Below are 4,030 nucleotides of genomic sequence, written 5' to 3' on the forward strand. Positions count from 1 at the left end.
TGGCGGAGGTCTTCGCGGAGGTGCTGGGCGCGAAGCGGGTGGGGAGGAAGGACGACTTCTTCGAGCTGGGAGGACACTCACTGCTGGCGACGCAGGTGGTGGCGAGGGTGCGTGCGCTGACAGGTGTCGACCTCCCGCTGCGCACGCTCTTCGAGGCACCCACCGTCGAAGCCCTGGCCGCGCGCATCGACTCCTCGCGCGAAGCAGGTCCGTCGTCCGAGGCGTTTCCCTTGGTCGCGCTGCCGCGCACGGGGATGCCCCCGTTGTCCTTCGCGCAGCAGCGACTGTGGTTCTTCGACCAGCTCTCTCCGGGCAGCGCGGCCTACAACATCCCCATCCACCTTCGACTCGAAGGGGCGCTGAACTTCGATGCCCTCCACCGCGCGTTCTCCGCACTGGTGGCTCGGCATGAGGCGCTGCGCACCACCTTCGCCCTGAATGAGGGCGAGCCCGTTCAGGTCATCCATCCATCCACGGACTTCCCGCTCACGATTGAAGACCTCGGTGGACTGACCGGGTCGGCGCAAGAGGCCGAGGTGCGCCGTCGAGCCGTCGAGGATTCGCTGCGCCCGTTCGACCTGGGACAGAAGTGGCTCATGCGAGCCACGTTGTCGCGGCTGGAGCCCGAGGTGCACGTGCTCTCGCTGGTGATGCACCACATCATCGCGGATGGCTGGTCCCTCGGTGTGTTGGTGCGCGAACTGAGCGCGCTCTATGTCGCATTCTCCGAGGGCCGTGAGTCACCGCTCGCCGCGCTCCCCGTGCAGTACGCGGACTACGCACGCTGGCAGCGCGAATGGCTGAGTGGCGCGCGACTGGAAGCGCAGCTCGACGGCTGGCGCAAGCGTCTGGCGGGAGCACCTCCCCATCTCGAACTGCCCACGGATGGTCCGAGGCCCGCGATTCAGTCCCACCGTGGCGCCACGGTGCCGGTGCGGCTTTCGAGGGAGCTGAGCGACGCCATCGGGACACTGGCCCGCGCGGAGGGGGCCACGCCCTTCATGGTGTTGCTCGCGGCGTTCCAGGTGTTGTTGTCGCGCTATTCGGGGCAGGAGGACGTCAGCGTGGGTTCGCCCATCGCGGGACGGAGGTACGCGGAGACGGAGGGCCTCATCGGCTTCTTCGTCAACACGCTGGTCCTGCGAGCCCAGTCGCGGCCTCGGGACACGTTCCGCGAGCTGCTGGCCCAGGTGCGGGAGACCACGCTGGGGGCCTACGAGCACCAGGACCTTCCGTTCGAGAAGCTGGTGGAAGCGCTCCACCCCGTGCGCGACTTGAGTCGCACCGCGCTGTTCCAGGTCCTCTTTGTTCTTCAGAACGCGCCGGTGGAGGCCCTGGCGCTGCCCGCGCTGTCGCTGAAGCCGCTGGCCACCGAGGGCACGGAGTCCGCGCGCTTCGAGCTGTCGCTGAACCTGAGTGAGACGGTGGAGGGTTTCGCGGGGACGCTGCTGTTCAACTCGGACCTGTTCCTGGCGTCCACGGCGGCTCGCATGGTCTCCCACCTTCAGGTCCTGCTGGAGTCCATCACCGCGAACCCTGAGCAGCGCCTCTCCGCGCTGCCGCTGATGACCGCCTCCGAGCGTCGACACCTCCTGGAGGACTGGGCCACCACGGCCGTGGACGCCCCGTTCGAAGCCGCGTTGCTGCACCAGTTCATCGAACGGCAGGTGGCGCGGACACCGGATGCGCCGGCCGTGCGCTGCGAGGAGGCGGTGCTCTCGTATCGGCAGCTCGATGCTCGGGCGAATCAGCTCGCGCATCATCTGCGGGCCTTGGGCGTGGGACCGGATGTCCCTGTTGCGCTGTGCCTGGACCGGAGTGTGGAGCTGGTGGTCGCGTTGCTGGGGGTCCTGAAGGCAGGTGGCGCGTATGTGCCGCTGGAGCCGTCGCAGCCAGCGACGCGCCTGTGTCTGATGGTGGAAGAGGTCGCGGCGCCCGTGGTGGTGACGGAGTCACGTCATGCGGCCTTGTTCCAGGCCTGTGCGGCGCGGTGCGTACAACTGGACACGGAGGCCGAGCAGCTCGCCCTCCAGCGAGTGGACGCCCCGGACAGGAGAGGGACCGCGGAGAATCTGGCGTACGTGTTGTTCACGTCGGGGAGCACGGGGCGCCCGAAGGGCGTGGCCGTATCGCATGGGGCGCTCGTCAACTACGTCCAGGCGGCGACGGAGCGGTTGCGGTTGCGCGAGTGCACCAGCTTCGCGCTGGTGTCCACATTCGGCGCCGACCTGGGGAACACGGTGTTGTTCCCCGCGCTGTGCACGGGTGGGGTGCTGCATGTGCTCACCGCGGAGCGCGCGGGAAATCCCGTCGGGGTCGCGGAGTACTTCGAGCGTCACGGCGTGGACTGCGTGAAGATCGTCCCCGCGCATCTCTCCGCGCTGTTGACGGCGCCGGACCCGGCTCGAGTGCTTCCGCGCAAGCGATTGGTGCTGGGCGGCGAGTCCTCCACCTGGACGTTGCTGGAACAGGTGAGCGCGCTGGCTCCCGAGTGCGAGGTGTTCAATCACTACGGCCCCACGGAGACGACGGTGGGGGTGCTCGCAGGCGGGGTTGCGACCTCTTCGCCGCGTGCGCGCACGGATGCGAATCCGTCGACACGACTGGCCACGGTGCCACTGGGGCGGCCCCTGGCGAATGCTCGGGTGTATGTGCTCGACGACGAGCTGCAGCCGGTGCCGGCCGGTGTTCCGGGGGAGCTGTTCATCGGAGGATCGCAAGTCGCGCGTGGCTACCTGTCGCGTGCCGAGCTGACGGCGGAGCGGTTTGGTCCAGACCCGTTCAGTGTGATGCCGGGGGCTCGGATGTACCGCACGGGGGACCGTGTGCGGTGGCTCGCGGATGGGCGCGTGGAGTTCCTCGGCCGCTCGGACTTCCAGGTGAAGGTGCGCGGCTTCCGGGTGGAACCGGGAGAAGTGGCCGCGGTCCTGCGCGAGCATCATTCGGTGCGCGATGCGGTGGTGGTGGCGCGTGAGGACATGCCTGGAGACCGGCGCCTCGTCGCGTATGTCGTCTCGCGTTCCGGGCAGGCCGCGGAGGTGGCTGCCTTGCGAGGGTTCATCCAGGAGAGATTGCCGGCGCACATGGTGCCCGCGGCCTTCATGTGGCTGGACGTGTTGCCGCTGACGCCGAACGGAAAGCTGGATCGTCGAGCGCTGCCAGTGCCCGAGACTGGGGCCGTGGTGTCGGGTGATGCGCACGTCCCGCCCGCGACGCCGATGGAGGAGGCGCTGGCTTCCATCTGGGCGGAGGTCTTGCGAGTCGAGCGGGTGGGTCGACACGACGACTTCTTCGCCTTGGGTGGGCATTCGCTCGTCGCGACGCAGGTGGTGGCTCGGCTCCGTGCGTCGCTCGGAGTGGAAGTGCCTTTGCGAGCGCTGTTCGAGGCGCCCACACTGGAGTCGTTGGCGCGGAAGGTGGACCAGGTCGCGCGAGCCGTCTCGTTGCCCGCGCTGCGGCCTTCACCTCGGCGGAGTGTGCTGCCGTTGTCCTTCGCGCAGCAGCGACTGTGGTTCCTTGATCGACTCGAACCCGGGGGCGTCGCGTACAACGTTCCGACCGCGCTCCGGTTGGATGGACCGCTCGATGTGGAGGCGCTGGAGCGAGCCTTCGCGGAAGTGGTGCGTCGTCACGAGAGCCTGCGCACCTGCTTCCCAGACGAGGGTGGCGTTCCTGTCCAGGTCATCCAGCCTCCGACGGCGTTCCAGCTCCGGCGAGTCGAACAGCCCAAGGATGAGGCCACGCTGTTGCGCTGGGTGAGCGAGGAGGTCGCGAGGCCTTTCGACCTGACGCGAGGCCCGCTGCTGCGAGTGACGCTGGTGAGGTTGTCGGCGGAGTCGCACGTGCTGGTGGTGGTGCTGCACCACATCGTGTCGGACGGGTGGTCGACGGAGGTGTTGGTGCGGGAGGTGGCGGCACTCTACGAGGCGTACGCGGAAGGCAAGCCGTCCCCGCTGGGAGAGCTGCCGGTGCAGTACGCGGACTACGCGGAGTGGCAGCGAGGGTGGTTGCAGGGAGAGGTGCTGGAGCA

1 protein-coding gene is annotated in these 4,030 nt (G+C 68.4%); it reads left to right on the top strand.

The features are described 5' to 3' along the window. A partial coding sequence (locus HUW62_RS46045) for a non-ribosomal peptide synthetase (RefSeq protein ID WP_176438061.1) occupies positions 1-4,030 on the top strand: 4,030 nt, incomplete at both ends.

This window comes from Myxococcus sp. AM011 (assembly GCF_013372595.1).
Lineage (GTDB): Bacteria > Myxococcota > Myxococcia > Myxococcales > Myxococcaceae > Myxococcus > Myxococcus eversor.